Annotated in this window: 25 protein-coding genes; 16 read left to right on the plus strand and 9 right to left on the minus strand. The window is 72.2% G+C overall.

The window, feature by feature from the left end:
- Together V7Z97_RS11965 and V7Z97_RS11970 are read right to left on the minus strand one after the other, a co-directional pair.
- Positions 1-572, minus strand: a 572-nt coding sequence (locus tag V7Z97_RS11965) for a hypothetical protein (RefSeq protein WP_334163654.1), incomplete at its 3' end; no start/stop codon positions are given.
- An 86-nt stretch (positions 573-658) separates the two neighbouring features.
- The gene (locus V7Z97_RS11970; protein WP_334163655.1) at positions 659-2,401 is read right to left on the minus strand and encodes an acyl-CoA dehydrogenase; all 1,743 of its coding nucleotides are present in this window, start codon (positions 2,399-2,401) and stop codon (positions 659-661) included.
- Between the two features lie 145 nt (positions 2,402-2,546).
- Between V7Z97_RS11970 and V7Z97_RS11975 the strand changes: the two genes are divergently transcribed.
- From V7Z97_RS11975 to V7Z97_RS12010, 8 genes are all read left to right on the plus strand, one after another.
- Positions 2,547-3,335 carry an SDR family NAD(P)-dependent oxidoreductase gene (locus tag V7Z97_RS11975; RefSeq protein WP_334163656.1) on the plus strand — a complete coding sequence of 263 codons (789 nt, stop codon included), beginning with the start codon at positions 2,547-2,549 and terminating at the stop codon, positions 3,333-3,335.
- Between the two features lie 70 nt (positions 3,336-3,405).
- Positions 3,406-4,683 (plus strand): cytochrome b/b6 domain-containing protein, encoded by a 1,278-nt coding sequence (locus V7Z97_RS11980; protein WP_334163657.1) that lies wholly within the window; start codon positions 3,406-3,408, stop codon positions 4,681-4,683.
- Positions 4,614-5,582, plus strand: coding sequence for an L-threonylcarbamoyladenylate synthase (locus V7Z97_RS11985; protein WP_442958032.1), 969 nt, complete (start codon positions 4,614-4,616; stop codon positions 5,580-5,582). The genes V7Z97_RS11980 and V7Z97_RS11985 overlap by 70 nt, the downstream gene beginning before the upstream one ends.
- 23 nt (positions 5,583-5,605) lie before the next feature.
- Complete coding sequence (locus tag V7Z97_RS11990; protein WP_334163658.1) at positions 5,606-7,015, plus strand: FAD-binding oxidoreductase; 1,410 nt, start codon at positions 5,606-5,608, stop codon at positions 7,013-7,015.
- A gap of 49 nt (positions 7,016-7,064) precedes the next feature.
- Positions 7,065-7,865: a peroxide stress protein YaaA gene (gene yaaA, locus V7Z97_RS11995; protein WP_334163659.1), complete on the plus strand. Its 801-nt coding sequence runs from the start codon at positions 7,065-7,067 to the stop codon at positions 7,863-7,865.
- Positions 7,865-8,662, plus strand: a complete 798-nt coding sequence (locus V7Z97_RS12000; RefSeq protein WP_334163660.1) for a 3-hydroxybutyrate dehydrogenase — start codon at positions 7,865-7,867, stop codon at positions 8,660-8,662. The genes yaaA and V7Z97_RS12000 overlap by 1 nt, the downstream gene beginning before the upstream one ends.
- Before the next feature lie 64 nt (positions 8,663-8,726).
- Positions 8,727-9,509 (plus strand): SDR family NAD(P)-dependent oxidoreductase, encoded by a 783-nt coding sequence (locus V7Z97_RS12005; protein ID WP_334163661.1) that lies wholly within the window; start codon positions 8,727-8,729, stop codon positions 9,507-9,509.
- An 81-nt stretch (positions 9,510-9,590) separates the two neighbouring features.
- On the plus strand, positions 9,591-10,574 hold the full coding sequence (locus V7Z97_RS12010; RefSeq protein ID WP_334163662.1) for an NAD(P)H-dependent flavin oxidoreductase: 984 nt from the start codon (positions 9,591-9,593) through the stop codon (positions 10,572-10,574).
- Here V7Z97_RS12010 and V7Z97_RS12015 read toward each other — a convergent pair.
- Positions 10,571-11,128: a YbjN domain-containing protein gene (locus V7Z97_RS12015; protein ID WP_334163663.1), complete on the minus strand. Its 558-nt coding sequence runs from the start codon at positions 11,126-11,128 to the stop codon at positions 10,571-10,573. The genes V7Z97_RS12010 and V7Z97_RS12015 overlap by 4 nt on opposite strands.
- Positions 11,129-11,248: 120 nt before the next feature.
- Here V7Z97_RS12015 and V7Z97_RS12020 point away from each other — a divergent pair, with 120 nt between their 5' ends.
- The 6 genes from V7Z97_RS12020 to V7Z97_RS12045 all read left to right on the plus strand — a co-directional run bounded on the left by V7Z97_RS12020 (position 11,249) and on the right by V7Z97_RS12045 (position 16,146).
- Entirely contained in the window at positions 11,249-11,599 is a 351-nt protein-coding gene (locus tag V7Z97_RS12020) for a hypothetical protein (protein ID WP_334163664.1), read from the plus strand.
- A gap of 28 nt (positions 11,600-11,627) precedes the next feature.
- A complete protein-coding gene (locus V7Z97_RS12025; protein ID WP_334163665.1) occupies positions 11,628-11,948 on the plus strand; it encodes a hypothetical protein in 321 nt (106 codons plus the stop codon).
- Positions 11,949-12,028: 80 nt separating this feature from the next.
- A complete protein-coding gene (locus V7Z97_RS12030; RefSeq protein WP_334163666.1) occupies positions 12,029-13,003 on the plus strand; it encodes an SPFH domain-containing protein in 975 nt (324 codons plus the stop codon).
- Between the two features lie 2 nt (positions 13,004-13,005).
- Positions 13,006-13,461 (plus strand): NfeD family protein, encoded by a 456-nt coding sequence (locus V7Z97_RS12035; RefSeq protein ID WP_334163667.1) that lies wholly within the window; start codon positions 13,006-13,008, stop codon positions 13,459-13,461.
- A gap of 168 nt (positions 13,462-13,629) precedes the next feature.
- Entirely contained in the window at positions 13,630-14,937 is a 1,308-nt protein-coding gene (locus V7Z97_RS12040; protein WP_334163668.1) for a hypothetical protein, read from the plus strand.
- Between the two features lie 207 nt (positions 14,938-15,144).
- On the plus strand, positions 15,145-16,146 hold the full coding sequence (locus V7Z97_RS12045; RefSeq protein ID WP_334163669.1) for a sensor histidine kinase: 1,002 nt from the start codon (positions 15,145-15,147) through the stop codon (positions 16,144-16,146).
- 2 nt (positions 16,147-16,148) lie between these two features.
- On the opposite strand, the gene V7Z97_RS12050 is transcribed toward V7Z97_RS12045, so the two are convergent.
- Genes V7Z97_RS12050 through V7Z97_RS12065 form a run of 4 tightly spaced genes read right to left on the minus strand, consistent with a single transcriptional unit; the run spans position 16,149 to position 21,090 of the window.
- Complete coding sequence (locus tag V7Z97_RS12050; RefSeq protein ID WP_334163670.1) at positions 16,149-17,690, minus strand: acetolactate synthase large subunit; 1,542 nt, start codon at positions 17,688-17,690, stop codon at positions 16,149-16,151.
- Positions 17,687-19,468: a feruloyl-CoA synthase gene (locus tag V7Z97_RS12055; RefSeq protein ID WP_334163671.1), complete on the minus strand. Its 1,782-nt coding sequence runs from the start codon at positions 19,466-19,468 to the stop codon at positions 17,687-17,689. Before V7Z97_RS12055 ends, V7Z97_RS12050 begins: the two co-directional genes overlap by 4 nt.
- Positions 19,469-19,521: 53 nt before the next feature.
- The gene (locus tag V7Z97_RS12060) at positions 19,522-20,736 is read right to left on the minus strand and encodes an RNA polymerase sigma factor (RefSeq protein ID WP_334163672.1); all 1,215 of its coding nucleotides are present in this window, start codon (positions 20,734-20,736) and stop codon (positions 19,522-19,524) included.
- Positions 20,737-20,739: 3 nt separating this feature from the next.
- The gene (locus tag V7Z97_RS12065) at positions 20,740-21,090 is read right to left on the minus strand and encodes a YciI family protein (protein ID WP_334163673.1); all 351 of its coding nucleotides are present in this window, start codon (positions 21,088-21,090) and stop codon (positions 20,740-20,742) included.
- Positions 21,091-21,187: 97 nt separating this feature from the next.
- Here V7Z97_RS12065 and V7Z97_RS12070 point away from each other — a divergent pair, with 97 nt between their 5' ends.
- On the plus strand, positions 21,188-22,561 hold the full coding sequence (locus tag V7Z97_RS12070; RefSeq protein WP_334163674.1) for a serine hydrolase domain-containing protein: 1,374 nt from the start codon (positions 21,188-21,190) through the stop codon (positions 22,559-22,561).
- Here the strand turns inward: V7Z97_RS12070 and V7Z97_RS12075 are convergent.
- Together V7Z97_RS12075 and V7Z97_RS12080 are read right to left on the minus strand one after the other, a co-directional pair.
- Complete coding sequence (locus V7Z97_RS12075; protein ID WP_334163675.1) at positions 22,558-23,892, minus strand: dihydroorotase; 1,335 nt, start codon at positions 23,890-23,892, stop codon at positions 22,558-22,560. The two genes, V7Z97_RS12070 and V7Z97_RS12075, sit on opposite strands and share 4 nt — an antisense overlap.
- Positions 23,885-24,880, minus strand: coding sequence for a glycosyltransferase family 9 protein (locus V7Z97_RS12080; RefSeq protein ID WP_334163676.1), 996 nt, complete (start codon positions 24,878-24,880; stop codon positions 23,885-23,887). The genes V7Z97_RS12075 and V7Z97_RS12080 overlap by 8 nt, the downstream gene beginning before the upstream one ends.
- A 60-nt stretch (positions 24,881-24,940) precedes the next feature.
- On the opposite strand from V7Z97_RS12080, the gene ygfZ reads away from it, so the two are divergent.
- The gene (gene ygfZ, locus V7Z97_RS12085; protein ID WP_334163677.1) at positions 24,941-25,774 is read left to right on the plus strand and encodes a CAF17-like 4Fe-4S cluster assembly/insertion protein YgfZ; all 834 of its coding nucleotides are present in this window, start codon (positions 24,941-24,943) and stop codon (positions 25,772-25,774) included.
- Positions 25,775-25,807 lie beyond the last annotated feature (33 nt).

A 25,807-nucleotide genomic window follows, 5' to 3' on the forward strand; every position in this document is an offset into this window, starting at 1 on the left:
CGGGAGATCAGGTTCAGGATCAGGGTCATGCTGGCCAGGCTGAGCATGGCCGTGACCGCCACGGGCGCGGGCAGGAGCGAGACGACCAGCATCGTCGCGGCGAGCAGCGCGGGGGCGACGAAGGACCAGAAGATCAGCCGCGAGAGGGCGCCGGCCGACAGTCCGACGGCGACCAGGCCGCAGAGCTGGAACGCGAAGAAGATCAGTTCGCCCGCGCCGCCGCTGAGGGCGACCGTCAGCACCGGGGCGAGGTAGACGCAGACGCGCACGGCGCTGAGCGCGGCGAGCTGGCGGAAACCGCGGCCCGGCGGCGTGGCGTCGCCGGCCGCCAGCCATCGGCGGAGGGTGAGCTGGAGGACGACGTCGAAGGCGCTGGCGCTGACGAAAAGGACCGCCGCGGCCACCGGGTGGCCCAGCATCATGACGCAGGCGGCCGACACGGCGTTGAAGGCGAGGTGAGCGGGCACGGGCAGGATGAGGCCCGCCAGCGTCAGCTGGTAGGTGCTCTGTCCCGGTTCGACCGACGCCTCACCTCCGGCGCCGACCAGCGTGGACTGGCTCCGTCCGTCCATCTCGCCCCCTCGATCCGGGAGGCTTTAGGGTGGAATGGTAAACCGTAAGAGAACGACGGTCGCTCAACTCGCGGTGGCGGCCGGACCTACCCGGCAAGGGCTTCCGGTCGCACCGTTTCCAGATCGCCGGACCCTTCGCACACGCTATCGGCGAGCCCCGGAGCGCCGCTGAGGACCTGTGCGGCGAACAGGCGGGCCAGGGCGGGCCTGGCCTGCAGCCACGGGTCGGCGGAACCGGAGGCGGCGAGCGCCTGCCGGCCAAGGATCCAGCCGCCGATCACGTCGCCGGCCAGCTTCAGGTAGGGCGTGGCCGCGGCCTGGGCGGCGGGGCCGCCGTTGGCGAGGACCCAGTCGGTCGCGCGCTCCAGCGCCGCGACGCCGGCCGCGAGCCGGCGCCCCACCGGGGCCAGTTCGGCCCCGTCCGTCAGGGTCTGGGCGGTGAGCATCATCTCGGCGCAGAGCTCGCGCATCACCGCGCCGCCGGCCATGGGAACCTTGCGGCCGACGAGGTCGAGCGCCTGGATGCCGTTGGTGCCCTCGTAGATCGGGGCGATGCGGGCGTCGCGGTAGTGCTGGGCCGCGCCGGTCTCCTCGATGAAGCCCATGCCGCCGTGCACCTGGACGCCCAGGGAGGCGACCTCGACGCCGACGTCGGTGGACCAGGCCTTGGCGATCGGGGTGAGCAGTTCCTGGCGGGCCTTGGCGCCGGCGCGCTCCTGCTCGCTCTCGGCAAGCCTGGCGAGGTCGGCCAGAACGCCGGTGGTCAGGCAGATGCCGCGGGCGGCCTCGATCTTGGCCTTGGAAAGCATCAGCATGCGACGGACGTCCGGGTGGCCCCAGATGGCGCCGTCCGCGGCCCAGGCGGCGCGACCCTGGCGGCGCTCCTGGGCGAAGGCCAGGGCCTGCTGGAAGGCCCGCTCGGCGATCGCCACGCCCTGCACGCCGACCTGCAGGCGGGCGGCGTTCATCATGACGAACATGTGGGCCAGGCCCTGGTTGAGCTCGCCGACCAGCTCGGCCTGGGCGCCCTCGTAGAGCATGACGCAGGTGGGCGAGGCGTGGATGCCCAGCTTGTGCTCGATGGACGCCGGCCGGAAGTCGTTGCGCGCGCCGGGCCGGCCCTCGTCGTCGAGCAGGTATTTGGAGGTCAGGAACAGGCTGATGCCCTTCACGCCCGGCGGGGCGTCGGGCAGGCGGGCCAGCACCAGGTGGCAGATGTTGTCGGTGGCGTCGTGGTCGCCCCAGGTGATGAAGATCTTCTGGCCGTAGAGGCGGTAGCCTCCCTCGCCATCGGGCTCAGCGCGGGTCGTGAGCGCGGCCAGGTCGGTGCCGGCCTGCGGCTCGGTGAGCACCATGGCGCCGGTCCATTCGCCGGAGACCAGCTTGGGCAGCACGAGGCGCTTCTGCTTCTCCGTGCCGTGCAGGGTCAGCGCCTCGACGGCGGCCTGGGTCAGCATCGGGCAGAGGCCGAAGGACATGTTGGCCGCGTGCACCATCTCGAAGACGGCGAGCTCCATGGCCTTCGGCAGGCCCTGGCCGCCGAATTCCGGGTCGGCCGCCAGCGAGTTCCAGCCCTGCTCGGCGAACTGGCGGTAGGCCTCGCCGAAGCCGGGCGCGGCGCGGACCACGCCGTTCTCGAACTTCGCGCCCTCCAGGTCGCCCCGGCGGTTCAGCGGGGCGAGGACCTCGGTGGTGAAGCCGCCGGCCGCCTCCAGCACCGCCGCGATGGTGTCCGCGTCCAGGTCGGGAAAGGCGCGCTGGACCAGGGCGTCGTGGCCGACGGTGGAGAGGGCGAAGGCGAGGTCGCGGACGGGCGCGCGGAAGGTCATGGGAACAGGGCTCCGAACTGCCGCCGCTGTTTAGGCCAATGAACCGTCCGGTCAAAGGTCGACCGTAGGAACCCGTGCGGGGGTCGGGGCTTAGCGGGCTGACGCGACGGCGGCGACGGGCCGCCGGCCAAAGAGGGATTGCGCCATGTCAGAAGACCTTCGTCCGCTCGCCGTGATAACCGGCGCCTCGTCCGGGATCGGCTACGACCTCGGCCGGCTCGCCGCCCAGGACGGCTACGACCTGATCATCGCCGCCGACCGGCCGGAGATCGTGGAGGCGGCGCAGGCCTTCCAGGCCCTGGGCGCGCGCGTCGAGCACCTGCAGGTCGACCTCGCCACCCTCGACGGCGTCGACCGCCTGGTGGGGCTGGTGGCCGGCCGGCCGGTGGACGCCCTGCTGGCCAACGCCGGGCACGGCCTGGGCCACGCCTTCCTGGAGCAGCCGGTGGAGGACTGGCGGCACGTGATCGACACCAATGTCACCGGCACGATCTACCTCGTGCAGAGGCTCGCGCCGGCCATGGTCGAGCGCGGCCGGGGCCGGATCCTGTTCACGGGCTCCATCGCGGGCCTGATGCCCGGCGCCTTCCAGGCGGTCTACAACGGAACCAAGGCCTTCGTGGACAGCTTCTCCTTCGCCTTGCGCAACGAGCTGAAGGACACCGGCGTGACGGTGACCTGCCTGATGCCCGGCCCCACCGACACCGACTTCTTCGAGCGCGCGGACCTGGAGGACACCAAGGTCGGGACGGACAAGAAGGACGATCCGGCCATGGTGGCGCGGACCGGCTGGGCGGCCATGCTGAAGGGCGAGGGCGACGTCGTGGCCGGCTGGAAGAACAAGATGCAGGCGGCGATGTCGGCGGTGACGCCGCAGAGCGCGCTCGCGGAGATGCACCGCGGGATGGCCGAACCCGGCTCCGGCCGGAAATAGTCCGCAGGCGGTTGACCTCGGGGGCGGGTTGCCGGTGTCCTGACCGGCCCAGACGGTTCCGAGGTTCCCCGTGAGCGACAAGGCACAGGCGCCCAGGGCGGTCGGCAGCGCCCGCTACGCGACGGTCGCCATCGTCCTGCACTGGACGATCGCGGCGCTGATCGTTCTGCAGGTGGTGCTGGCCGGGCGCATGGACGCGCCTCCCTCGCCGGAGCGGTTCGAGGTCACCCAGCTCCACAAGTCGGTGGGGATCACGGTCCTCCTGCTCAGCCTGTTCCGGCTCGCCTGGCGGCTCATGCACCCGCCGGCGCCGCTGCCGGACACCCTGGGCCGGCCGGAGAAGGCGCTGGCCGGCGTGACCCACGTCCTGCTGTACGCGGTGATGATCGGCCTGCCGCTGACCGGCTGGGTGATGGTCTCGGCGAGCAGGTTCGGCCTGCCGACCATCCTCTACGGCCTCGTCCCCTGGCCCAACGTCCTGGGCCTCGCCGGCCTGGAGCCGGCGGCGAAGGAGGCCTGGCACGGGACCGCCGAGTTCGCCCACAAGGCGCTCGCCAAGGCGACCTACGTCCTGGTCGGCCTGCACGTGGCCGGCGCGCTCAAGCACCAGCTGTTCAGCCGCGACGAGCCGGTGCTGGCGCGCATGGCGCCGGGCGCCCGGGCCGGGCGGTGGCTGGAGCCGCGGATCCTGATCATCCTGGCCGCCTTCCTGGCGGTGGCGGCGTTCGGGCGGGTGCTCGACCCGCCGCATCCGGGGATGTCGCCGCCGACGAAATCGGGCCCCGCCGCCGACCCTCTTGAGGCGCAGGGACCGCGCGGATCCGCCTCGACCGAGGGGCCTGCGGCGGCCGGCCTCGCCCGCTGGCGCGTGGCGCCGGGCTCGGAGATCCGGTTCACGACCAGCTGGGGCGGACGACCGATCGAGGGGCGGTTCATCCGTTGGCGCGCGGGACTGCTCTACGGGCCGGACGACCTGGAGCGTTCCGGCGTCACGGCGGTCATCGACCTCTCCTCCGCGGTCACGGGCGACGCGCAGCGCGACCAGGTCCTGCCCTCGCCCGACTGGCTGGACGTGGCCCGCCATCCGGAGGCGGTGTTCCGCGCCACCGGCTTCGAACCGCTGGGTGGGAACCGGTACGTCGCCCGGGGGACGCTGGAGCTGCGCGGCGTGGTGCGGCCCCTGGACCTGCCGTTCACTCTCGACGTGGAGGGCGACAAGGCCGAGGCGCACGGTGTAACCACCCTCGACCGGACGGCGTTCGGGGTGGGACAGGGCGAGTGGGCGGAGACCGACCAGATACCGGCCGCGGTGACGGTGAGCGTGGACCTGAAGGCGACGCGCGGGTAGCCGAGGCGGCGGCCGCGCTGCGGGCCGGTGGCCTCGTTCTGATGCCCACCGAGACGGTCTACGGCCTGGCCGCCGACGCCGCCGATGCGCGCGCCGTGGCCAGGGTCTACGAGGCCAAGGGCCGGCCGAGCTTCAATCCCCTGATCGCCCATGTGGCGGACCTCGCCACGGCGCGCCGGATCGCCCGTTTCGACGACCGCGCCGTGGCGCTGGCCGAGCGGTTCTGGCCGGGGCCGCTGACGCTCGTGCTGCCGGCCGCCGACACCGACGCGGTCTGCGACCTCGCCCGCGCGGGCCTGGACACGGTCGCGGTCCGCGCGCCGGCCCATCCCGTGGCGCACGGCCTGCTGGAGGCCTTCGGCGGCCCCCTGGTGGCGCCCTCGGCCAACCGTTCCGGCCGACCGAGCCCGACGACCTTCGGGGACGCGGTGGAGGAGACCGGCGCGGCCGCGGCCGCGGCCCTCGACGGCGGTCCCTGCCGGGTGGGGCTGGAATCGACCGTGGTCGCCCTCTTGGATACGCCGCGGCTGCTGCGGCCCGGCGCCGTCACCCGCGCCGAAATCGAGGCCGTGGTCGGCCCGCTGTCGGAAGCCGAGGCGGATGCGAAGCGCTCGCCGGGCCGGCTCGCCCGCCACTACGCCCCGAACGCCCCCGTGCGGCTGGAGGCGGCCGCGCCGCGGCCGGGCGAGGCCTGGCTCTCCTTCGGGCCGGACGGCGCGGGGCCGTGGAACCTCAGCCCGGCGGGCGACCTCGCGGAGGCCGCCGCCAACCTCTTCGCCTACCTGCGCGCCGCCGACCGCACCCGTCCGGCCGCCATCGCCGTCGCGCCAATTCCCAAAACCGGGCTCGGCGAGGCCATCAACGACCGCCTGCGCCGGGCGGCGGGTTTTGTCGGCTAGGCGCAAGCGGCTATCTTCGCGCCATGACCGCCCCCGTTCCCGCTGACGTGCTCTCGCGCCTGAAGGCCGTCCTGGGGGAGGGCGGCTGGAGCCAGGACCCCGAGCGCATTGCGCCGAAGCTGGTGGAATGGCGCGACCGCTGGGTCGGGACGACGCCGTTCCTGGCGCTGCCGCGGACCACCGGGGACGTCGCCGCCGTGGTGGGCATCTGCTTCGAGGCGGGCGTGCCGATCACCACCCAGGGCGGCAACACGGGGCTGGTCGGCGGCCAGATCCCGCAGGGCGAGGTGCTGCTCTCCACCGAGCGGCTGCGGGCCATCCGCGACCTCGACGCCTTCGACGACGTGCTGGTGGCCGAGGCGGGGGTGACGCTGGCCGCCGTGCACGAGGCGGCGGCCGGGGCCAACCGGCGCTTCCCGCTTGGGCTGGCGTCCGAGGGCTCGGCGACGGTGGGCGGCTTCGTCTCCACCAACGCCGGCGGCACCCAGGTGCTGCGCTACGGCATGGCCCGCAACCTGGTGCTGGGGCTGGAAGCTGTCCTGCCGACCGGGGAGATCTGGAACGGGCTGAAGCGCCTGCGCAAGGACAACACCGGCTACGACCTCAAGCAGCTGCTGATCGGCGCGGAGGGCACGCTGGGCGTGGTCACCGCCGCGGCGCTGAAGCTGCATCCGGTGATGGCCAGCCGGGCCGTGGCCATGCTGGGCGTGGGCTCGCCCGAGGACGCCATCCGCCTGCTGGCGCGGGCCCGGGAGGAGACCGGGGGGGCGGTGGAAGCCTTCGAGCTGATGGCCCGCATCGGCATCGACTTCGCGCTCAGGAACATAGCCGGCACGCGCGATCCGCTGGCGGGGCCGCATCCCTGGTACGTGCTGGCCGAGTTCGCCTCGGGCGAGCCTGGCTCGGCGGAGGCCGCCATGGAGCGGTTCCTGACGGGGGGCGTGGAGGACGGCCTCGTCCGTGACGCCGTGGTCGCCCAGTCGGACGTCCAGGCGAAGGCGCTGTGGGCGATCCGCGAGAACCAGTCGCCGGCCCAGAAGCCCGAGGGCGCCACCTGGAAGCACGACGTCGCGGTGCCGGTCAGCCAGGTCGCCGCCTTCCTGGCCGAGGCCACCGCCGCCATGCAGGCCTTCGCGCCGGGCTGCCGAATCGCCGCCTTCGGCCACGCCGGCGACGGCAACATCCACTACGACGTGCTGCGGCCCGATGGCGGCTCCGACGCCGAGCACGCCGCCAAGCGCGACGCGGGCAGCCGGATCGTCCACGACATCGTGGCGAAGCTCGGCGGCTCGATCAGCGCCGAGCACGGCCTGGGGGCGATGAAGACCGCCGAGGCCCTGCGCTACAAGAGCCCCGTCGAGGTGGCCGCCATGCGGGCGATCCGCCAGGCGCTCGACCCCAGGCGCATCATGAACCCGCGGGTCCTGTTCTAAACGCGGAGCGGGGGTTGGCGCTCGCCGCGGTCAAGCCTATGAGGCGGCGATGCTCATCGTGCTTTCTCCGGCCAAGGCGCTGAACTTCGACGCGCCGCCGGTCTCTGCGCCCCTGACGACGCCGCAGCTCGGGGGCGAGACGGCCGAGCTCTCCAAGGTGACCAAGAAGCTGCGCGCCGCGGACCTGAAGCGGCTGATGAGCCTGTCCGACAACCTGGCCAAGCTGAACCGCGATCGGTTCCAGGCCTTCGATCCGGCGTCGGAAGAGGGGCTGCAGGCGGCCTTCGCCTTCAACGGCGACGTCTATGCGGGCCTGCAGGCGCGCACCCTCGACAGGAAGGGGCTCGCCTGGGCGCAGGAGCATGTCCGGATCCTCTCGGGGCTCTACGGCGTGCTGCGGCCGCTGGACGCCATCCAGCCCTACCGGCTGGAGATGGGGACGCGGCTGAAGACCAGGCGCGGCCAGAGCCTCTACGACTTCTGGGGCGGGAAGATCGCCGAGGCGCTGAACGCCGACGCCATGGGCCACAAGGACAAGACCCTCGTGAACTGCGCCAGCGGCGAGTACTTCGGCGCCGTGGACCGCGCGGTCCTGAAGCTGCCGGTGCTCTCCTGCCGCTTCCTGGAGGAGAAGGACGGCGAGGCCCGGATCATTTCCTTCTACGCCAAGCGCGCCCGGGGGATGCTCGCCCGCTGGGCGATCGACAACCGGATAGACAGGCGCGACGGCCTGAAGGCCTTCGACGCCGCCGGCTACCGGTTCGACGCCGGACTCTCCAGCGAGACCGAGTACACCTTCTCCCGGCCGCAGCCGCCGCCGCCCGCCCAGACCCGCAAGGAGGCCGACTGATGCCCGCGCCCTACAACCTCGACGGCCAGGTGGCGGTGGTCACCGGCTCCACCAGCGGCATCGGCCAGGCCATGGCCGAGGCCCTGGCGGGGCAGGGCGTCAATGTGGTGCTGAACGGCTTCGGCGACCCGGCGCAGATCGAGACCGACCGCCGCCGGATCGAGGCCGAGACCGGCGTGAAGGTGATCTACCACGGCGCCGACATGACCAAGCCGGCCGAGATCTCCGACCTGGTCGACACGGCCTGGCGCGAGCTCGGGCGGCTGGACATCCTGGTCAACAACGCCGGCATCCAGCACGTCGCCCCGGTCGACGAGTTCCCGCCCGAGAAGTGGGATGCGATCATCGCCATCAACCTGACCAGCGCCTTCCACGCCACGCGCGCGGCCCTGCCGGTGATGAAGGCGGCCGGGCGGGGCCGGATCGTCAACCTGGCCTCGGCGCACGGGCTCGTGGCCTCGCCGTTCAAGTCGGCCTATGTGGCGGCCAAGCACGGGATCGTCGGCTTCACCAAGTCCTGCGCGCTGGAGGTGGCCCGCCAGGGGATCACCGTGAACGCCATATGCCCGGGCTATGTGAAGACGCCGCTGGTCGAGGCCCAGATCGCCGACCAGGCCAGGGCGCGGGGGATCGCCGTCGACCGGGTGGTGGAGGACGTGATCCTCGCCGCTCAGCCGAACAAGAGCTTCATCGAATACGGCCAGCTCGCGGGCCTGCTGCTCTACCTGGTCTCCGACATGGGCGCGGGCACCACGGGGGCGGCGCTGACGGTCGACGGCGGCTGGACGGCGGCTTGACGACCGTGGGGTAACCGGGGCCTTTCCTGTTCCAACGACTGTTTGAAAAGAGGAGCGGGAGGCCATGGCGTTCAATCCCTTCGACCTGACGGGCAAGGTGGCCCTGGTCACCGGCGGCAACGGCGGCATCGGGCTCGGCATGGCCGAGGGCCTGGCCGCGGCCGGGTCCAAGGTGGCGATCTGGGGCCAGAACCCGGAGAAGAACGCCCGCGCCGAGGCGACGCTGAAGGCCCATGGCGTGGACGTCCTCGTGCAGAAGGTGGACGTGGCCGACGAGGCGGCCGTGGTGGCCGGCGTCGCCGAGGTCCTGAAGACCTTCGGCCGGCTCGACTTCTGCGTCGCCAACGCGGGCATCGGCGGCGGCGGGCCGTTCGAGGAGATGACCACGGAGCGCTGGCGCCGGGTCACGACCGTCAACCTGGACGCGGTGTTCTGGACCTTCCGCGAGGCGGCCAGGCACATGGTGGAGCGGGCGCGGGCCGGCGATCCCGGCGGGTCGCTGGCGGTGACCTCCTCGACCTCGGCGATCCACGGGGCGCCGCGCAACGAGGCCTATGCGTCGACCAAGGGGGCGGTGCTCTCCATGGTCCGCGGCCTGGCCGTCGAATATGCGCGCTACGGCATCCGGGCCAATTCGATCCTGCCGGGCTGGATCGCCACCGACATGACCGCCGGCGCCCAGGACAACGACAAGTTCAACGAGCAGGTGATCCTGAAGCGCGTGCCGATGCGCCGCTGGGGCGACGGGGCGGACTTCTCGGGCATCGCCGTCTACCTGGCGTCGGACGCCTCGCGCTTCCACACCGGCGACAGCTTCGTGATCGACGGCGGCTATACGATCTTCTGAGCCGCCTGCCCTCGGGTCACGGTTTCCAACGATAACCTACGGCGCCATCCTCTCCGGCAACGACACACCGGGAGGATGGCGATGACCCTGCACACGAAGCTCTGCGACCTGCTGGCCGTGCAGCACCCGATCATGCTGGCCGGCATGGGCGGGGTCTCCTACGCCGAGCTCGTGGCGGCGGTCTCCAACGCCGGCGGCTACGGCGTGCTCGGCATGGCCGGGCGCGGCCCCGACTTCATCCGCGACCAGATGCGGCTGGTGAAGACGCTCACCGACAAGCCGTTCGGCGTCGACCTGCTGGCGGCGAGCCCCGAGAGCCTGACGGCCTCCGTGGACGTGATCATCGAGGAGGGCGCCTCGTCCTTCGTGGCGGGCCTCGGCGTGCCCATGCCGATCATGGAGAAGCTGAAGAAGGCCGGCCTGAAGGTCATGGTGGTCTGCGGGGCGGTGAAGCACGCGGTGAAGGCCGAGCAGGCCGGCTGCGACGCGGTGATCTGCCAGGGCGGCGAGGGCGGCGGGCACACGGGCCTCGTCGGCACCATGCCGCTTGTCGCCCAGGCCGTGGAGGCGGTGAAGGTCCCGGTGGTGGCGGCCGGCGGCCTCTACGATGGCCGCGGCCTGGCCGCGGCGCTCAGCCTGGGCGCGGTCGGCGTCTGGATGGGCACCCGGTTCATCGCCTCGAGAGAGGCGCACGCCGGCGAGCTCTACCGCGAAACCATCCTCGAGGCCTCGGACGAGGACACCATCCGCACCCGCAGCTACTCCGGCAAGCCGATGCGGGTGAAGAAGAACCCCTACGTCGAGGACTGGGAGAAGCGGCCGCAGGACATCCAGCCGTTCCCGATGCAGGCGATGATCTCGCACAACGCCGGCGTCATGGGCGGCATCGGCGGCCAGATCGAGGGGCTCGACCCGGAGAAGTCCTGCTTCGCCATGGGCCAGTCGGCGGGCGGGGTGCGCGAGGTGCTGCCGGCCGGCGAGATCGTGAAGCGGATCATGGCCGAGGCGGAGGCCGCCATCGACCGGGTCTCGGCGCTGCGCGAGCGTTCGAAGGTCCCGGCCTAGGGGGCCTCGGCCAGGTAGCCGGGCGGATCCTTCAGGAAGGCGGCGAAGTCGCCGAGGCAGCCGCGCCAGGCGTCGACGTGGGTGGTCATCTCCTGGCGGGTGTCGCCGCGGAACAGCAGGGCCGAATAGACCACGTGGGCCACGCCGCCACGCGCCTGGTAGCCGCGGCACAGCGCCGAGCTCTGGTTGAAGCCGTTGAGGTGGGCCAGCGTCGGGGACGACGACTTGGCCGCGAAGTCGAACAGCGCGGCCTTGCAGGCCCGGCCCTGCGTGTCGCAGCCGACGAACTGGACGGTGAAGTCGGCGGCGGGCGAGGTCACGCTGACCAGCACGGCGTCGCCGTCGCGCTTGCCGACATTCGCCTGGGCGCCGGCGGCGTTCAGCAGACTCGCCAGGGCCGCGGGGTCCTGGGCGTTGAAAGGACCGGCCGCGGCGGCAGACGCGGCCTTGGCGGGCGGCGACTTGGCGGGCGCCGCCTTCGGCGCCTGGGCAGGCGCGGGGCCGGGAAGCGCCAGCGCGGCCAGCAGCACGGGCAGGGACAGGTTCCTGAGCATGGTGGTCCGCTACCAGACCCGGGGCCTGGGCGCGAGCGTGGCGCGGCGGCGTGTGCTCTGGTTGCCGAGGCGGGATTGGGCTAGCTTCCCGGAAAATCTTCCCGCCGCGGAGTTCTGGCGATGCGTTCTGTTGTCCTGGCCCTCGGTGCGGCCCTCCTGTCGGCTCCTGCCTTTGCGCAGGATCCCCCGGCGGCGCCGGCGGCGCCGGCGGCTGAAGCCGCCACGCCGTCCGCCCGCGATCGGCTCGAGGCCGACAAGCTGCGGCCGGGCCGCGGCCAGCTGGAGAGCTACGTCAGCGAGCGCAAGGGCTCCTCCGTCGGCGGCGACGACCGTCGCAAGTGGGACAGCACCCGCGAACAGATCGACGCCGCCCTGGCCCAGGGCGACTGCGCCGGCGCCCGCAAGATCGCGACCAATGAGGGCCTGCATGATCTCGCCGCCCAGATCCGGCGGGCCTGCCGAAGCAAATAGGCCCGATCCGTCAATGGAGGTCTGTTCGATGCGCGTACTCGTTGCTCTCGTCGGCCTGAGCCTCCTGGCGGCGCCGGGGTTCGCCACCGGCCAGCCGGCTGCGCCCGATCGCGATCCGGCCGGCTGCCGGGTGGGACAGCCGGTCGGCTGCCCGTCCCTGAGGGCCGGGGCTCCTCCACAGATGAGCTTCGCCGCCACCGAGCGCAGGCGCGACTGGCAGGCGCTGAAGAGGCGCGTCGACCCCCTTCTGGCGGCCGGCCGCTGCGACGAGGCGCGGGCCATCCTGGTCGATGAAGGCCGCCACGCCCTGGCCGACAAGGTCTTGAAGGCGTGCGCGACGCGGGGCTGACCCGCGCGGCCGATTTCCGATTCCCATATCGTGCAGCTCTGACCGTCGATAATCTGTCCCGGTCTTTCGGGAGGGATGCCATGGAACTCGCTGTCGCGCTCGTCTTCCTCGCGCTCGCCGTGATCGTCGCGGTCAGCGCGATCAAGATCGTGCCGCAGGGGCGCGAATACACGGTGGAGCGGTTCGGCCGCTACACCCGCACCCTGGCGCCCGGCATCAGCTTCCTGACCCCGTTCGTCGAGACCGTCGGGCGCAGGGTGAACATGATGGAGCAGGTGCTGGACGTGCCGCGCCAGGAGGTGATCACCAAGGACAACGCCGTGGTCCAGGTGGACGGCATCGTCTTCATCCAGGTGATGGACGCGGCGGCCGCCGCCTATCGGGTGGACAACCTGACCTACGCGATCACCCAGCTGGCGATGACCAACCTGCGTACGGTGGTCGGGTCCATGGAGCTGGACGAGGTGCTGTTCCAGCGGGACGCGATCAACTCGCGGTTGCTCAACGTCATCGACGCCGCCACGGGCCCATGGGGGGTCAAGGTGGCGCGGATCGAGATCAAGGACCTGCAGCCGCCGCCGGACATCACCAACGCCATGGCGCGGCAGATGAAGGCCGAGCGGGAGCGCCGCGCGGTGATCACCGAGGCCGACGGCGAGAAGTCGGCCGCCATCGCCCGCGCGGAGGGGGCCAAACAGGCGGCCATCCTCGAGGCCGAGGGCCGGCGAGAGGCCGCCTTCCGCGACGCCGAGGCCCGCGAACGCGAGGCGGAGGCGGAGGCCAAGGCGACCGAGATGGTGTCCAACGCCATCGCCCGCGGTGACGTGAACGCCATCAACTACTTCGTGGCCCAGAGGTACGTGGAGGCCTTCGCCAAGCTGGCCGAGAGCCCGCAGCAGAAGACGGTCATCGTCCCGGCCGAGATGAGCGCCCTGGTGGGCTCCATCGGCGGCATCGGCGAACTCGTGAAGGCGGTGCAGGCCGACGGTCCGGTCGCGCCGCCGCAGCGTCCGCGGCCGGCCCGCGGCTCGGCCGTCCCGCCGACCGGAGCCTGATCATGGACGGGCTGCTGGACCTCTATCTGGAGCATCCGTTCTGGGCCTGGGCGGCCCTCGGCGCGGCCCTGCTCGCCATCGAGATCCTCACCGGCTCCGGGTGGCTTCTCTGGGCTTCGGCCGCCGCCGGGTTGGTCGGGCTGGCGGCGCTCGCCGGCCTGTCGCTTCCGGCCGCCCTGCTGCTCTACGCGGCGCTGACCATCGTCTCGACGCTGGCGGCGCGGCGCTACCTGCCGCGCTCGGTGATCGGCGCGGGCCAGGACATCAACGACAACATCGGCCGGCTGGTGGGGCATCGCGGCGAGGCCGTGGCCGCCTTCGAGAACCGCTCGGGCCGGGTGTTCATCGACGGCAAGGAATGGCCGGCCGAACTCGACGAGGGCGAGCGGCTCAAGGCCGGCGCGCGGGTCGAGGTCGTGGGCGTCAGCGGGACCTGCCTGCGGGTCCGCGAAGCCTGAGCTTCGCCGTAACGTGGGTCTCCCGCAACGGCCGCGGAGCCCGCCGCAGTCGGCCTAAACCATTGGAACCGCGCCACACTTCGGCCGGGTTCGCCGCTCATCTTGACCCTGAGGACTATGCGGCGCTTATGTGCGCGCCGAAGGAAAACCCCAGGAGAGAATTCTGAGATGAGGCCCAGAGCATTTGGACTGGTCGCGGCTCTCGCCGCCGCGGTGCTGGTCCCGGCGGCCGCCATGTCGCAGGCCAAGAAGGGTGATGCGATCACCGAGGCCCAGCGCAAGCAGGGCATGGCCGAGGCGCCGGCGGTGGTCCAGTCGCTGGGCCTGAACTGCCAGGTCACCGACGCCCGCTTCGTCGGCAAGCAAGACGACAAGAAGGCGAAGACCTCGACCAACTTCTACGAAGTCGCCTGCCAGCAGGGCATGGGCTTCGTGCTGCAGGCCCCGGTCGGCGGCCAGGCCAGTTCCTTCACGTGCATCGAGGCGAACACCGTGCCCGAAGGCGCCAAGGAAGCCTCCCTGCCCTGCAAGCTGCCCGCGAACAGCGACCCGAAGTCGGTGCTGACCCCGATGCTGCAGAAGGCCGGCGCGGCCTGCGTGCCGGAGCGCACCCGCGGCATCGGCCAGGGCAAGACCCAGACCTATATCGAAGTCGCCTGCCAGGGCGGCGAGGGCTACATCCTGCTGGCGTCGGCGCCGTTCGACCCCGCGAAGGAGGCCCAGGCCCAGAACTGCCTGAACTTCGATGACAGCGAGGGCAACATCAAGTGCACCCTCTCCGACAAGGCGTCGCGCCTTGCGGTGGTGGACAAGTACGCCGCCACGACCCAGTGCGCGGTGAAGGACCGTCGCTTCGTCGGCGCCTCGAAGGACGGCGCGAACTTCTTCGAGGCCTCCTGCCAGGACGGCAAGGGCTACATCTACAAGATCGCGGGCGGCCAGGTCGCCCAGAGCTGGGACTGCGCCAAGGCGAGCGGCGTGCTCGGCGGCTGCACCCTGACCGACGCCCGCGAGGCGCAGAACGAGCAGGCCGGCCTCTACAGCCGGCTGGCCAAGGCGGCCGGCTCCACCTGCGAGGTCGACAAGTACGCCCTGTTCCCGATGCGCGGTAACGAGGAAGTCGTCGAGATGGTCTGCAAGGACGGCAAGGGCGCCGTCGGCATCTTCCCCGCCAGCGGCAAGGGCCAGGTGCTCGACTGCGGCCGGGCCCTGGTGGCCGGCTACAAGTGCGGCCTGGGCCCGGTGGACTACTCCGGCCTGACCGCCGACCTGAAGAAGAACAACGTGCAGTCCTGCGTGGTCTCGAACTCGCGCCTGGCCGCCAAGACGCAGAAGGGCACCACGCTCGTGGAAGTCGCCTGCGCCGACGGTCTGAAGGGCTACATGATCGAGTACAACACGACGCCGACCGTGACTGCGATCGGCGCCACGGGCTGCGCCTTCACCGGCGGCTGCAAGCTGCCCGGCAACAGCTAGGGCTCTCACCGGCCTGAACGAACGAGGCCCGCGGGTTCGCCCGCGGGCCTTTTTCTTTGCTCGGCTTGGTTGCAGATTCGACTGACGGCCGCAGCCTTGGTCGCAGCCGTTCGTTTGGAGCCGACGAGCCGCGCCGAGGATCCGGATGAACTTCCCTGACGCCGTCCGCCAGTTCCTGGATTCGGACACCCTGAGCCCTCATGGAATTTGCCTGCTCTGGCGCGCCCCGAGCTTATCTGGACCCACGCCGTCTCGGACGTGCTGATCGGTCTCGCCTACTTCTCCATCCCGCTGGCGCTGGGGGTCTTCCTGTACCACCGCCGGGATGTGCGCTTCGGCTGGGCGATCTGGATGTTCGTGGCCTTCATCATGCTGTGCGGCGTGACCCACTTCATGATGGTCTGGACCCTCTGGCATGCCGACTATGGGGTGGAGGCGCTGGTGAAAGCGGCCACCGCGGCGGCCTCGGTGATCACCGCGCTCGCGCTGTGGCCGCTCCTGCCGAGGGCCATCGCCCTTCCGTCGTCGGACGCCCTGCAGGCGCGGATCGCCGAGCGCGACGAAGCGCTGGCCGAGTTGCGCGGCGCCATGGCCACCATGCTCGAGATGCGGGAGCACGAGCAGCGCCAGAAGCTGCTGCTAGACGAGCTGAACCACCGGGTGAAGAACACCCTGGCCACCGTGCAGTCGATCGCCGTCCAGACCCTGAACCATGCCGACGGCCGGGAGGATTTCCACGACACCTTCATCTCGCGGCTGATGGCGCTCTCCAGCACCCACAACCTGCTCGTGAAGCGGGAGTGGACAAGCGCGTCCCTCCGCGAGCTGGCTGACGGGACGCTCGACCATTTCGGCCGGCCCTACAGTTACGAAGGGGACGACCTCGCGCTCGATCCAAATGTGGCGGTGAGCCTGGGCATGGCCCTGCACGAGCTGGCCACCAACGCCCTGAAGCACGGAGCCTGGGCGGGCGCGGGCCGCGTCGACATCGACGTCTCCGCTGCAGACGACCAGGCCCTGATCATCTGGCGCGAGAGCCAGGGCCGCCGCATCAGTCCGCCGCTGTCGCGAGGCTTCGGCTCCCGCCTGCTGGAGCGCGGCGTCGCGCGCGAACTCGGCGGGTCCGTGACCCTGGAGTTCCCGGCCGAGGGTCTGGTCTGCACGATCCGCGCGCCGCTCTCGGAGCGGGTGCGGCCCGTGGCGGCCTAGGGTCAGATCACCGCTTCGATGAAGGTCGGGCCGCGCTGCGCCATGGCGGCGGCGAAGGCGGCGTCGAAGGCCTCGGCGGTCTCGCAGCGGACCGCCGACAGGCCAAGGCCCTTGGCGACCGACACCCAGTCGATCTTGGGGTCGCCGAGGTCGAGGAGCTTGGCCGCCTGGGGACCGGCCTGGCCGGCGCCGGTGCGGGTCATCTCGACGTTGAGGATCCGGTAGGTGTGGTTGGCGAAGACCACGACGGTCACGTCGAGGTTCTCGCGGGCCATCGTCCACAGCGCCTGGACCGTGTACATGGCCGCGCCGTCGCCGTTCAGGGACACCACCTTGCGGTCCGGGCAGGCCACGGCGGCGCCGACCGCGAGCGGCAGGCCCGCGCCGATGGCGCCGCCGGTGAGCGCCAGGACGTCGTGCGGCTTCGCGGTCGCGGTGCCCGCGGCCACCCCTGTCCCGGAGGTCACCGCGTCGTCGCAGAGGATGGCGTTCTCGGGCAGGTGCCGGGCCACGGAGGCGCCGGCGAAGTAGGCGTTCAGCCCGCCGGTCGGCGAAGCGTCGGGGATGGACAGCGGCTGGGCCGGGCCGGCGGCCGGCGCGCCCAGGGCGTCCGCCAGGGCCGCGAGGCCGGCGACGGAATCCTCCGAACGTTCGGCCAGCGTCAGGGTCTCGCAGCCCTCCGGCACCAGCACGCTCGGCCGGTCCGGGTAGGCGAAGAAGGCGACCGGCGTGGCCGTGCCGACGAAGACCATCAGGTCGACGCCTTCCAGCTCGCCCAGGGCCATCTCCCCGAAGTAGGGCATCTTTTTCGGCAGGAAGACGCCGGCGCCCCGCGGCTGGCGGGGCACGAAGGTGTCGGTATAGACGGTGACGCCCGCGCCCTCGAGGCGCGCGGCCGCCTTCAGGGCCTCGGCCCGGCAGGCCTGGCCGCCCAGCAGCACGACGGGCTTCTTCGCCGCCTTGATCGCACGCGCCGCGGCGTCCACCGCCTGGCCCGACGGGGCCGGCCGCGTGGGCTTCTGGGCGATCACCGGCTCGGAGGTGGTCTCCAGCCAGGCGGAGTCGGCGGGCAGGATCAGGCTGACCGGGCCGCCGGGCGGGCCGTAGCTGGCGGCCACCGCCTCGGCGGCGAGGCCGGCGACGCTGTCGGGGGTGTCGGCCGACTTCACCCAGATCGAGTTCGGCTTCACGATCGTCGGAATGTCGGAGTTCAGCGGCGCGTCGTACTGCCGGTGATAGGTGGCGTGGTCGCCGACCACATTGACCACCGGGGTGAAGGCGCGGCGCGCATTGTGCAGGTTGGCCAGGCCGTTGCCGTAGCCGGGACCGAGGTGCAGCAGGGTGCAGGCCGGCCGGTCCGCCATGCGGCCGTAGCCGTCGGCGGCGCCGGTCGCCACCCCCTCGAACAGGCAGAGCACCGGGCGCATCTGCGGCACGCCGTCGAGAGCGGCGACGAACTGCATCTCGCTGGTGCCGGGATTGGCGAAGCAGGCGGTGACCTCGTTGGCCACCAGGGTGGAGATCAGGGCGTCGGCGCCGTTCATGCGGGAAACACCATCACGTCTGGAGGAGGGGGATCGGCGAAGAGGCGCTCGACGGCCTCGGCGCGCCGGGCGCGGGCGAGGCTCTGGGCGATGTAGCCCTTGTCGGTGATCTCGCCGGCGTTGGGGTCGGGGGCGTCGGGCAGGACGAGGGCGCGGGCCACCCGGCCGCCGGCCCCCTTGGCGTGGGCGTTGAACCGCGCCAGGCCCTCGCGGACCGCGGTCTCGATCTCGTCGCGGCTGCGCGTCGGGCTGGGATAGAGCAGCAGGCCCACCGCCTCCCGGCCCTCGCCGCAGACCACGGCGTCGGTCACGGCCCCGCCGATGGCGCTCACCGCGCCGATGCGCAGGTCGCCGACGCCCACGAAGGTGCCGCTGGCGAGCTTGAAGTTCTCCGACAGGCGGCCGTCGAAGACCATGCCCTCGCGCGGATCCTCGGGGTCGACCAGCCGGGCCGCGTCGCCCAGGACGTAGAAGCCCTCGTCGTCGAAGATGCTGGCGGCGAGGTCCGGCCGGCCCAGGTAGCCCTGCGTCACCTGCGGCCCCTTCACCCGGAAGTCGAGCTTGCCGGCCTCCGGCACGAGCCGCACCGAGGTGCCCGGGATCGGCAGGCCGATCATGCCCATGCGGGCGTTGGGCCAGTGGACGTTGCAGGCGGTGGGGCCGGTCTCGGTGGCGCCGTAGCCGGAGCCGAAGCTGATCCGCTCGCCGACCGTGCGCACGGCGACGGCCTGGATGCGGTCCGCCGTCGCCTGGCCGAGCGCCGCGCCGCCGTACTGCAGGAGCCGGACCTGGGCGAAGAACTTGCGGGCCAGGGCCTCGTCCTTCTCCAGCTCGTCGACGAGCAGCATCCAGCCCGCCGGGACCATGTTCTGGTAGGTGGGCGACACGTCGTGGAGGTTGCGGATGGTTTCGCCGAACCGCGCGGCGGTGGGCTGGCCGTGGTCGATGTAGAGCGTGCCGCCGCGGTGCAGGCCCATGTGCAGGATGGCGTTGGCGCCCAGGCTGTGGCTCCAGGGCGCGGAGTGCAGCATCACCGGCGGCTCGGGATCGTCGAAGCAGGCCTCGATCTGGGCGGCGTTGATCGAGACGTTGCGGTGCAGGCAGACCACCGCCTTCGGCAGGCCCGTCGAGCCTGAGGTCAGCAGGTACTTGGCGTGGTCGTCGGGCGTGGCCGTGAAGGGCGCGGGCGCGGCCGCGAACAGGCGCTCCAGGGGGACGTCGCCCCGACGCGCGTTGCGGCCGGCGATCACCGGCAGGCCGGCGAGACAATCGGCGCCGAGGCCGTGGGCGAAGAGGGCGGCGTCCTCGGTGTAGACGCAGGCCGGCTTCAGCACCTCCACCGCGTGGGTTAGCCGGGCGAGGTTCGCGCCCTTCAGACCGTACTGCGGCGAGACCGGCGCCACGGGCATGCCCTGGCTCATGGCCGCATACTTGATCAGCGCGTGGTCGATGGCGTTGGCCGAGAGGATCAGCAGCGGCTTCGCGCCGACCACGCCCAGTTCGCGCAGGCCGCCCGCCAGGACGCCCACGCGCTCGCGCGCCTCGGCGAAGGTGATCGTGCGCCAGCCGTCGCCGGAGCGCTCGGCCAGCCACACCCGGTCCGGCGCGGCCTGGGCCCAGTGGTCGAGGGCGGCGGTGGTGGTCAGGAAGCGGGTGGAGAACGGCGTCGGATTGGTCAGCACCAGCTCGCCGCCCGCGCGGCGGTCCACCTCCAGGCGGCGCGGGGCGTAGCGCGGGTCGCGGAAGGGCGCGTTGGCGATGCGGAGCTCGGCGTCCATGGACCGTCCTTATTCCAAGCGCCGCGAGGGAAGGGAAGGCGAAAGGGGGTCGGTCAGCCAAGCGCGCGGAGCCGGCGCTCCAGGAACAGCCGCTCGGCCGGCGCGGGCTTCAGCGCCAGGGCGGCCCTCAGCGCCTCTCGGGCCCCGGCGCGGTCGCCGGCCCTGGCGAACAGGCCGGCGCGGGCGGCGTGCCAGGGGAGCCACCCGTCCAGCCGTCCGGCGTCCGCCTGGGCGAGGGCCGCAAGGCCCGCTTCCGCGCCGAACGCCTCGCCCACGGCCACGGCGCGGTTGACCTCGGTGACGGGGCTCGGTCGCACGGCGAGGAGGATGTCGTAGAGCCCGGCGATGTCCGCCCAGGGCGTGGTCCCGGTCTCCAGGCGGGAGAGGTGGGCGCCGTGGATCGCGGCGAGGATCTGGCGCGGGCCGCTGCGGCCGAGGTCCGCCGCGCGGGCCATCAGGGCGGCGCCCTCGGCGATCAGGTCGCGGCGCCAGAGCCGCACGTCCTGGTCCTCCGGTGGAACCATGGCGCCCGGGCCGTCCAGGCGGGCCGGCCGGCGGGCCTCGGCGAAGCGGACGAGGGCGGCGAGGCCCAGGACCTCCGGGTCCTGCGGGACCAGCTCGGCCAGCAGACGGGAGAGACGCAGGACCTCGGCGGCGAAACTGGCCGTCTCGCCGGCCAGGGCGGCGTCCTCGTAGGCCTGGGCGTAGGCGATCTCGAGCGTCGCCAGCACCGCCTCCAGCCGCTCGGGCCAGGCGGCGGGGCCGGGGACCTCGAACGGCACGCCGGCGGCGGCGATCTTCCGCTTGGCCCGGGTGATCCGCTGCAGCATGGCGGGCTCGGCGACCAGGAAGGCGCGGGCCAGCCGCTCTGTGGAAAGGCCGCAGACCACCTTCAGGGTGAGGGCCGCCCGCGTGTCCGGGCCGATGGCCGGATGGCAGCAGACGAAGATCAGCCGCAGGCGCTCGTCCGGGATGGGCTCGTCGAGGGCGATCAGCACCTCTTCCGGCGTCGGCGCGGGCGGGGGCGCGTCGGGGACGGCGCGCTCGCGCACGGCGGCCCGGCGTTTCGCGTCGATGGCCCGGCGGAGCGAGGCCCGCCACAGCCAGGCGGCGGGGTCGCGCGGCGCCTGCTGCGGCCACGCCAGCAGGGCGGAGGCGCAGGCTTCGGCGAAGGCGTCCTCGGCCAGGTCGAGGTCGCGCAGGCGGGCGGCCAGCGCGGCCACCACCCTCGGACGGGCCTGGGCGATGGCCTTCGCCGCCGCCTGCATGGCTCAGTAGGTGACCAGGGGGCGGACCTCGACCTTGCCGCCGTCCGCCACCGGCACGCGCCGGGCGACCGCCAGGGCGGCGTCGAGGTCCGGCACGTCGATCACATAGTACCCGCCCAGGTGCTCGCGGGTCTCGGCGAAGGGGCCGTCGTGGACGGTCTGCTCGCCGCCGCGGCTGGCGACGGTGGTCGCCGTCGCGGTCTCCTGCAGGCCGGAGCCATCCTTGAATTGGCCCTTCTGGCGCAGCTCCTCGGCCAGCGCATAGTGCCGGGCGACGATATCCTGCAGGAGCGTCTGCCCGGCCTCGCCCTCGTAGGCGGATTCCGGTTCGTAGATGAGCAGCATGTATTGCATCGGGTGTCCCCTCCGGGGTTGAAGTCTGCGCGACGCGGATGCCTGCGTCACCGGGGAGACGCGGCGGCCAGGCCGGATTCGACAGGAGCCTTCTTCAATGCGTGCGATTATTCTGGCGGCGGCGTTCGCGCTCCTGGCTCCGGCCGCGGCCCAGACGCAGACCCCGTCGCAGGAGGACCCGCACGTCCGGGCGCTGGCGGCCGGCTACAAGGCGGCCTTCCTGTGCAGCGGCGTGTTCAACGCCGGCATGAGCGAGGCGCAGGTCGCCGCCGACGACCTGGAAGGCATCTATCCGGAATACCAGGCGCTGGTGCGCACCCTGCCGGCGCAGGTGGACCGCGAGCGCAGGACGGTGAGCGTCGCCTTCGACCCCAAACTGCCGCCGCGGGTCGCGGCCTGGCGGTCGAACCTCGGCTGCGCTCAACTGGCCATCGGCGCGCCGGCTGAGGCGGCGGGACGGCTGCCGCGCTTCGACGTGAAGGCTCCGGAGGCCGACGGGCGGCGCTGGCCTGACGGCGACGTCCATCCGAAGCTCCGCACGCCTCCGAAGCTGGCGGCGGTGGCGGAGAGGGCCTTCGACAGCGCCACCTATGGCCCCGGCTCGAAGACCACGGCGGTGGTCGTGCTGAAGGACGGCAGGATCGTCGCCGAGCGCTACCGCGACGACTTCACCATGCACACCCCGCAGCGGACGTGGTCGGCGGCCAAGAGCCTGACCGCGACGGTGGTGGGGCGAGCCGTACAGCTCGGTCTCGTCAAGCCCGACGGCCCGGCGAACATCCCGGAATGGAAGGCCGGCGATCCCCGGGCGCAGATCACCCTGGCCCAGCTGATGAACATGGGCAGCGGCCTGTGGACCGACGGGCCGGGCAACCGGACGGACGAGGTCTATGTCGGCGGCGGCCTGGTGACCGAATGGGCGACGCGGATGCCGCTGGAGGCCGCGCCGGGCGGCCGCTTCCGCTATGCCAACAACGACACCCTCTTGGCGGCGCGCAGCGTGCGGGCAGCCCTGGGCGACGGCGAGCGGGCCCTGGCCTTCCCCTTCCAGGAGCTGCTCTGGAAGATCGGCATGACCCACACCACGTCGGAGACCGACTGGCAGGGCAACTTCATCCTTTCCAGCCAGGTGTGGACCACCGCGCGCGACCTCGCCCGCCTCGGCCTGCTCTACCAGAACGACGGGGTGTGGAACGGCGAGCGGCTGCTGCCGGAAGGCTGGTCGAGGTATGTGGCGACGCCGGCCCCGGCCCAGCCGCCGGGCGGCCCCGGCTATGGCGCGTTCTTCTGGCTCTACGGCGCGGCCCAGGGCCTGCCGGAGGGGACCTACGGGATGAACGGCAACCGCGGTCAGTACGTGCTGATCGTGCCGTCGAAGAAGGTGGTGGTGGTCCGCCGCGGCTTCGACCCCGCCGGCAGGCGCTTCGACGAGGCGAAGTTCGCCAAGGACGTCCTGGCGGCGCTGGACTAGGCCGCCAGGGTCTCCTGGAACCTCACCGGCTGGCCGCGGCTCGGGGCGACGATCTCGTCGTCGCGCATGACCACGGTCCCGCGGATGATGGTCGCCATGGGCCAGCCCTTGGCCTCCATGCCGTCGAACGGGGTCCAGCCGACGCGGCTGGCCATGTCCTGGTGGCGGATGGTGCGGCGGGCCTTGAGGTCGACGATGGTCAGGTCGGCGTCGTAGCCCACGGCCAGCCGGCCCTTGTCGGCCAGGCCGAAGAGGCGGTTCGCGCCATGGCTGGTGAGGTCGACAAGCCGCTCCAGCGTCAGCCGGCCCTCGGCCACGTGGGTGAGCATCACCGGCAGCAGGGTCTGCACGCCCGGCATGCCCGACGGCGAGGCCGGATAGGGTCGGGCCTTTTCCTCGGCGGTGTGCGGGGCGTGGTCCGAGCCGATCACGTCGGCGACGCCGTTCGCGACGCCGACCCACAGGCCCTCGCGGTGCTCGGCGCCGCGGATCGGCGGGTTCATCTGGGCGTAGCCCTTCAGCCGCTCGTAGGCTTCGGGACCGGCCAGGGTGAGGTGCTGCGGGGTGACCTCCACGGAGGCCACGTCCTTGTGTGCGGCGAGGTAGGCGATCTCCTCCCGCGTGGTGACGTGCAGGATGTGGATCCGCTTGCCGAGCGACTTGGCGATGCGGATCAGGCGTTCGGTGGACTGGATCGCCGACTGGGCGTCGCGCACCTCGTAGTGGCTGGTCCAGTCGCCTTCGCGAGCGAGCGGACGGCGGTCGGCCAGGCGGTACTCGTCCTCGGAGTGGAAGGCGGCGCGCCGGCTGATGCTGCGCAGCACGGCCTCGACGCCCTCGTCGTCCTTGACCAGCAGGGTGCCGGTGGAGGCGCCCATGAACACCTTGATCCCGCAGCAGCCCGGCAGGCGCTCCATCTCGCCGAGCCAGGGCGTGTTCTCGTGGGTGCCGCCGACGTAGAAGGCGTGGTCGCAGTGCATCCGGTCGCGCGCCCGGGCGAGCTTGTCGGCGAGCTGGTCGGGGTCGGTGGTCGTGGGCTCGGTGTTCGGCATCTCGAACACGGCGACCACGCCGCCCAGCACCGCGGCGCGCGAGCCGGTCTCGAGGTCTTCCTTCCACTCCAGGCCGGGCTCGCGGAAGTGGACCTGGGTGTCGATCACCCCGGGCATGACCGTGAGGCCCGTCGCGTCGAACACCTCGCCGGCGCTGGCCTGGGCGAGGTCGCCGATGGCGGCGATCTTGCCGCCGCGGACGCCGATGTCGGCGGGGCCGCGGCCGGCGTGGTTCACCACCTCGCCGCCGCGAACGATCAGGTCATAGGTCTCAGCCATGGCGGGTCTCGCGGCGGGCGGGTTCGGTGGAGGCCAGCAACTCCTCGGCCGCCTTTGCCACGGCGTCCACGCTCAGGTCCATCATGTGGCAGACCTGCTGGGAGAGCTGGGGGTCGGCGTTCTTCACCTGCTCGAAGCTGCGCGGGCCCCGCACCACGCGGGTGTTCGGCCCCCAGGGCGCATAGAGGCGCTCGTCGGAGGGGCCGAACAGGGCCAGGGTCGGCGTCCCGGCGGCGGCCGCCAGGTGGGTCGTACCGGAGTCGTTGCCGATGTAGAGGCGCGCGCGCTTCAGGGCGGCGTAGGCGGTGAGCAGGTCGGCCCTGCCGGTGAGGTCGATGAGCTGCTTGCGCATGACCACGTCGCGGAGCTGGTGGGCGACCTTGGCGTCTTCCGGACCGCCGAGGACCAGCAGCCGGCCGCCGCGCAAAGGACCCGACGGACCGAGCAGCCGCATGGCCACCTGGGAGAAGCGCTCCACGGGCCAGGTCTTGCCGATCCAGTTGGCGCTCGGCGCGACCGCGAGGATCGGGCCGTAGCCGGCCAGCAGCTCGGCGGCGCGCGCCTCCGTCTCCTCGGACACATAGAGGAAGGGCGCCGCCGGCTCGTCCTCGATGCGCAGGGTTCGGGCCGCCTCGATCACCTTGTGGACCGGCTCGCCAGGGACCTTGCGATAGACGGCGCGCCTGCGTGTGGAGAGGAAGCGGGAGAGGCCGGAGCCGCGCAGGTCCACCACCAGGCCCCACTTCCGGCGGCGCACCTTGCGCCAGAGCTCGAACCAGTGACGGCCGTTCTTCGCCTTCTCGAAGACGATCACCTGGTCGAGGTTCGGAACGTCGGCGAACAGCGGCGCGGCGGCCGGTCCGGCGACGATGGTGAAGCGTGCGTTCGGGATCTCGTCGGCCAGCCGCCTGACGAGGCCGGACGAGAGCACCGCGTCGCCGATCCGGGTCGCGGTGATGAACAGAATCGGGAAGGACCCGCGCGTCATCGGCCATCTATAGGACCGTGGCCGCTGGCGCTCCACCGCCCGGCGTCCCAAATTGCCGTCATGACCTTGCATGCGCCCCTGAACTCCCGCGCCCTGATCGCCTTGGCCGGTCCCGACTGGCGAAGCTTCCTGCAGGGGCTGATCACCCAGGACGTGGAGACGCTCCGGCCGGGAGAGGCGCGGTTCGGGGCGCTGCTGACGCCCCAGGGCCGCCTCCTGTGGGACCTGATCGTGGTCGGGCGGGAGGACGGCTGCTGGCTGGACGTGGAGGCCGAGCACCGCGACGCCATCCTGCAGCGGCTGACCATGTACCGGCTGCGGGCCAAGGTGGAGCTGGCGAAGGACGAGACGCCGGTGTCGGTCCTGTTCGCGACGGATGCGGACCCGGTGGCGGGGCCCGGGGCCGGGTGGGTCAAGGACCCGCGGCATCCGGAGCTGGGCTGGAGAGGCTATGGGGCCGAGCCGCCCGTGGGCGCGCAGGCCGCGACCGAGGCGGAGCGGGAGCGGCGGAAGCTGGAACTCGGGATTCCGGGTCCTCGCGACTGGGGCTCGGACCGGCTGTACCCGATCGAGGCCGACTTCGACCTGATGCACGGCATCGACTTCAAGAAGGGCTGTTTCGTGGGGCAGGAGACCACCTCGCGGATGAAGCGGCGCGGCCAGATAAAGACCCGCATCCTGCCGATCGTCTTCGAGGGCCCCGCGCCCGCCTTCGGAACGGAGGTGCTGACCGGCGAGCGGCGGGCCGGCGAGGTGCTGTCGGGCGCCGAGGGCCGGGCGTTCGCCCTGCTGCGCCTGGACCGCGCGCTGGGCGCCGAGCTGACCGTGGACGGCCGGCCGGCGCGCGCCGAGGTCCCCGAGTGGATGGCCGAGGCGGTTGGAGAGGCGGCCTAGCCCACGCGGCTGGGGATAAGCCGGCCGGAATCC

It is taken from the genome of Phenylobacterium sp. (assembly GCF_036821595.1).
Taxonomy (GTDB): Bacteria; Pseudomonadota; Alphaproteobacteria; order Caulobacterales; family Caulobacteraceae; genus Phenylobacterium.

Coding starts and splice junctions, on each gene's coding strand:
- V7Z97_RS11970 (WP_334163655.1), bottom strand. CDS start 2,401: ATGACCTTCCGCGCGCCCGTCCGCGACCTCGCCTTCGCCCTCTCCACC.
- V7Z97_RS11975 (WP_334163656.1), top strand. CDS start 2,547: ATGTCAGAAGACCTTCGTCCGCTCGCCGTGATAACCGGCGCCTCGTCC.
- V7Z97_RS11990 (WP_334163658.1), top strand. CDS start 5,606: ATGACCGCCCCCGTTCCCGCTGACGTGCTCTCGCGCCTGAAGGCCGTC.
- yaaA (WP_334163659.1), top strand. CDS start 7,065: ATGCTCATCGTGCTTTCTCCGGCCAAGGCGCTGAACTTCGACGCGCCG.
- V7Z97_RS12000 (WP_334163660.1), top strand. CDS start 7,865: ATGCCCGCGCCCTACAACCTCGACGGCCAGGTGGCGGTGGTCACCGGC.
- V7Z97_RS12005 (WP_334163661.1), top strand. CDS start 8,727: ATGGCGTTCAATCCCTTCGACCTGACGGGCAAGGTGGCCCTGGTCACC.
- V7Z97_RS12010 (WP_334163662.1), top strand. CDS start 9,591: ATGACCCTGCACACGAAGCTCTGCGACCTGCTGGCCGTGCAGCACCCG.
- V7Z97_RS12015 (WP_334163663.1), bottom strand. CDS start 11,128: ATGCTCAGGAACCTGTCCCTGCCCGTGCTGCTGGCCGCGCTGGCGCTT.
- V7Z97_RS12020 (WP_334163664.1), top strand. CDS start 11,249: ATGCGTTCTGTTGTCCTGGCCCTCGGTGCGGCCCTCCTGTCGGCTCCT.
- V7Z97_RS12025 (WP_334163665.1), top strand. CDS start 11,628: ATGCGCGTACTCGTTGCTCTCGTCGGCCTGAGCCTCCTGGCGGCGCCG.
- V7Z97_RS12030 (WP_334163666.1), top strand. CDS start 12,029: ATGGAACTCGCTGTCGCGCTCGTCTTCCTCGCGCTCGCCGTGATCGTC.
- V7Z97_RS12035 (WP_334163667.1), top strand. CDS start 13,006: ATGGACGGGCTGCTGGACCTCTATCTGGAGCATCCGTTCTGGGCCTGG.
- V7Z97_RS12040 (WP_334163668.1), top strand. CDS start 13,630: ATGAGGCCCAGAGCATTTGGACTGGTCGCGGCTCTCGCCGCCGCGGTG.
- V7Z97_RS12050 (WP_334163670.1), bottom strand. CDS start 17,690: ATGAACGGCGCCGACGCCCTGATCTCCACCCTGGTGGCCAACGAGGTC.
- V7Z97_RS12055 (WP_334163671.1), bottom strand. CDS start 19,468: ATGGACGCCGAGCTCCGCATCGCCAACGCGCCCTTCCGCGACCCGCGC.
- V7Z97_RS12060 (WP_334163672.1), bottom strand. CDS start 20,736: ATGCAGGCGGCGGCGAAGGCCATCGCCCAGGCCCGTCCGAGGGTGGTG.
- V7Z97_RS12065 (WP_334163673.1), bottom strand. CDS start 21,090: ATGCAATACATGCTGCTCATCTACGAACCGGAATCCGCCTACGAGGGC.
- V7Z97_RS12070 (WP_334163674.1), top strand. CDS start 21,188: ATGCGTGCGATTATTCTGGCGGCGGCGTTCGCGCTCCTGGCTCCGGCC.
- V7Z97_RS12075 (WP_334163675.1), bottom strand. CDS start 23,892: ATGGCTGAGACCTATGACCTGATCGTTCGCGGCGGCGAGGTGGTGAAC.
- V7Z97_RS12080 (WP_334163676.1), bottom strand. CDS start 24,880: ATGACGCGCGGGTCCTTCCCGATTCTGTTCATCACCGCGACCCGGATC.
- ygfZ (WP_334163677.1), top strand. CDS start 24,941: ATGACCTTGCATGCGCCCCTGAACTCCCGCGCCCTGATCGCCTTGGCC.